At 66.7% G+C, this 3,184-nt stretch carries 4 protein-coding genes; 1 reads left to right on the top strand and 3 read right to left on the bottom strand.

The features are described 5' to 3' along the window. The 3 genes from QZV72_RS10995 to QZV72_RS10985 form a co-directional block, all read right to left on the bottom strand. Window positions 1-705 (bottom strand): TetR/AcrR family transcriptional regulator, encoded by a 705-nt coding sequence (locus tag QZV72_RS10995; RefSeq protein ID WP_297008438.1) that lies wholly within the window; start codon window positions 703-705, stop codon window positions 1-3. A gap of 153 nt (window positions 706-858) precedes the next feature. Continuing rightward, complete coding sequence (locus QZV72_RS10990) at window positions 859-1,770, bottom strand: universal stress protein (RefSeq protein ID WP_297008437.1); 912 nt, start codon at window positions 1,768-1,770, stop codon at window positions 859-861. Between the two features lie 221 nt (window positions 1,771-1,991). After that, window positions 1,992-2,117 (bottom strand): hypothetical protein, encoded by a 126-nt coding sequence (locus tag QZV72_RS10985; protein ID WP_297008435.1) that lies wholly within the window; start codon window positions 2,115-2,117, stop codon window positions 1,992-1,994. Here QZV72_RS10985 and QZV72_RS10980 point away from each other — a divergent pair. After that, a complete protein-coding gene (locus QZV72_RS10980) occupies window positions 2,116-3,180 on the top strand; it encodes a pseudouridine synthase (RefSeq protein WP_297008433.1) in 1,065 nt (354 codons plus the stop codon). The genes QZV72_RS10985 and QZV72_RS10980 overlap by 2 nt on opposite strands. Window positions 3,181-3,184 lie beyond the last annotated feature (4 nt).

The raw sequence follows: 3,184 nt of genomic DNA, 5'->3' as shown, positions 1-3,184 counted from the left end.
TCAGATGGTGTACATCATCGGCGCCGTGTAGAGCAGCTGTTTCGCGAGCTCACGGGCGGTTTCCAGGGGAGAGACGGTCCGGCTCATCTTCGAGCCGGCGATGCCGCCGTCGAGGAAGACGATGAGCTGGTCTGCCAGGGTGCGTGACGCGTACCCGAACTTCTCGGTGAGCAGGTCCGCCATCGTGTCGCGACACCAGCTCCGGTGCGCCAGCGCGGCCTGACGGATACGGTGCTCACTGTCCGTGTCGGGGCGGGGGTACTCGCTCGCGGCGTTCTGGAAGTGGGAGCCGCGGAAGTTCTCCTTCGGCTCATCGGCGATCGCCATGTCGAAGAAAGCGAGGATGCGGTCCTCCGGCTTCGGCCGGTCCTCGCACATCTCCTCCCAGCGGCGGCGCCAGTCCTGGTCCAGTTCCTCGATATAGGCGACGACGAGGTTGTCCTTCGACCCGAAGAGGGAGTAGAGACTCGCCTTCGCGACGTCGGCGTCCCGCAGGATCCGGTCGATGCCGATGACGCGGATACCTTCGGTGGTGAACAGCTGCGTCGCACTCTCGAGCAGCCGCTGGCGGGGGCCCGGACGGTTACGCCGCCGGGGGGACGCCTGCTTCGAGGCACCGCGGGCAGATGACTTCCGTACCGACGCACCTGCAGCGGAGACCGGGGTGGCGTCGCCGTCCTGCGTCGTCGGGGCGGAGTTCGTCATCTGTTCTCTCCTGGATCTCAGTATGGACAGGGCGGTCGACAATGCCCCACCTTTCCCGGACAAGCCTACACGACGGACTGAACAGTCCATGTGGGGCGTCCGGGCCCGGTGGGGCCTTCTCGTGCCGGTGGGGGCGTCTCCCCCCGGGTATCCCTAGCGGGAGTTCGGGCGGACGACCATCATCGGGCACGGCGAGTACTGCAGCAGTGCACGCGAGGTGGAGCCGAGGAGCATGCCGCGGAAACCACCCCGGCCGTGGGAGCCGAGCACGAGGAGCTGGGAACCGTCGGCGGCGTCCTTGAGCACCTGGATCGGACGGTCACGGGAGAGCACCTCCTCGACCTCGACGTCCGGGTACTGCTCGCGGAACGGGGCGAGCTCGTTGTCGAGCATCTCACGCTCCTGGGCGGCGACGGCGTCGATCTGGCTCTGCATGGCGCTGAGGCCGACGAGGCTGGTCTGCAGCTCCTGGTCCGCCCAACTGTGGACGGCGCGCAGCGGGGCCTTGCGGGCGTCCGCCTCACGGAAGGCGTACTCCATGGCCTTGCGCGAGATCTCGGAGCCGTCGACACCGACGGTCACGGGGCCGTACTTGTTCGCCTCGGTGACGTTGTTGTCCTTACGGATGACGACGACGGGGCATGCGGCGTGGGATACGACGGCCGACGAGACCGAGCCGAGGACCAGGCCCGACAGTCCGCCGAGCCCGCGCGAACCCATGACGATGATGTCGGCACTCTCCGACAGCTCCAGCAGCATGTCGATCGGAGTGCCCTCGACGATGATGTGACCGACCACGAGATCCGGGTTGAAGGCGGCGACCTGCTCGCGGGCGTTGTTGATCTTCTCCAGTGCCTCCGCTTCGAGCTCGTCGTAGAGCTCCTGCGGCGGAACCATGCCGTCGGCGTACATGAACTGGGGCATGGTGTAGGCGGTGACCAGCTTCAGAGGGGCCTGACGCTTGGTGGCGGCGTTGGCCGCCCAGGCGACGGCGGTCGCGCTGGCTTCGGATCCGTCGACGGCGACGACGATCGCATTGTCCGCGGTGATCTTGGTGTCCGACATGGGGTTCATCCTTGTCTGTGTGGGTTTCGTTCCCGGCACCCCCCATTATCCCCCATTAGGACGCGGGGCGGGGCGGAGACACACCCCCGGAAGTGGGTGAATCGGAAACGCTCACCCCGACGACTGCGGTGACCTGCACGGTCACGCCACATCCCCGCTGTCTCTCCGCAGTGTCCGCGCTGTGTCCGCGGGGCCGGGTTCATCGCTGAAGGTGACGCCCGCTAAACACCTGGGGAGTTGGCCGGGAAGAGCAGGTCGAAGACGCTCTGTGCGGAACCGACGACGACGCCGCCGAGATCGGTCTCCATGAACTGGTTGACGAGTGCGATAATCGATGCGATATCCATGACAGAGGAGCTTATCCTGCGACACCCCGCGCTTCCAGTAGTTGACGGCCTCAACCCCTCCAGGGTGAGGCTGGAGACCGCCACCTCCGCTGCGGCGGCGGTGCGCCATCTCATCGAGACCCAGCACCACCATGACCCCGACGATGACGCTGAGGCACTGTACGAGCGGTTCCGTCGTGGTGAGGTACGACGCGATGACGGTACGGTGCTGCAGCCGTCGGACACGGTTCCCGGCGGTGAGTTCATCTGGTTCTACCGTCGTCCGGCGCCGGAACGTCCTGTTCCCGGTGAGCTGCGGTTGCTGTACCGAGACGAGAACATCCTGGTGGCCGACAAGCCCCCGTTCATGTCGACGCTGCCCCGTGGGCAGCACATCACCGAGACGGCGGTGGTCCGGGCGCGGCGTCAGTTCGGCATTGACGACCTGTCCCCGGTCCACCGGTTGGACCGTCTCACCCGTGGCGTGCTGCTGTTCACGGTACGTCGCGAGGTCCGGGGCGCGTACCAACAGCTCTTTGAGCGTCGTCTGGTACGCAAGCCCTATGAGGCGGTGACGTCACGTCCCGGGAACTGGGCGGCCGCCGGGGACACGGAAGGATACCGGGTGCCTGCAGGCGCGTTGCACTACGGCAGTCCGGCACAGCACCTTTCCGCGCCGACCACTGCGTCCCCGTGGGTGCTCCGTCACCGCCTCGTCAAGGATCGGGGCAGGCTGGCGACGTATGTGACCGAGGGGGTGACCAACAGCGAGACCGACGTGATCGGGATTCGCCCGGGTGGCACTGGGGGTGGGCAGCTCGTGTGGACGCTCCGGCCGCGTTCGGGGCGTACCCATCAACTGCGGGTGAACATGAGGTTGTTCGGGACGCCGATACATGACGACCCGATCTACACGGACATCTCGGACCGGGCGCTGTATGACCCGACGGCTCCGCTGCCTTTCGTTCCGGCGGTCGAGGACGAGGACTTCGGCCGGCCCATGGGGCTGACGGCACTGGGGCTCTCTTTCACCGATCCGATCAGCGGGGAGCCTCGGACATTCCGCAGTTCGTACCGGGGGTGAACAC

Origin of the sequence: uncultured Corynebacterium sp., from assembly GCF_902782855.1 — a bacterium.
In the GTDB taxonomy this organism is placed as follows: domain Bacteria; phylum Actinomycetota; class Actinomycetes; order Mycobacteriales; family Mycobacteriaceae; genus Corynebacterium.
The sequence above is the reverse complement of the archived record's forward strand: the minus strand, read 5'-3'. Positions and strand labels throughout refer to the sequence as shown.

What these genes read in the sequence shown, in the direction of transcription:
- QZV72_RS10990 (WP_297008437.1), bottom strand. Translation starts at nt 1,770, where the DNA reads ATGTCGGACACCAAGATCACCGCGGACAATGCGATCGTCGTCGCCGTC.
- QZV72_RS10980 (WP_297008433.1), top strand. Translation starts at nt 2,116, where the DNA reads ATGACAGAGGAGCTTATCCTGCGACACCCCGCGCTTCCAGTAGTTGAC.
- QZV72_RS10995 (WP_297008438.1), bottom strand. Translation starts at nt 705, where the DNA reads ATGACGAACTCCGCCCCGACGACGCAGGACGGCGACGCCACCCCGGTC.
- QZV72_RS10985 (WP_297008435.1), bottom strand. Translation starts at nt 2,117, where the DNA reads ATGGATATCGCATCGATTATCGCACTCGTCAACCAGTTCATGGAGACC.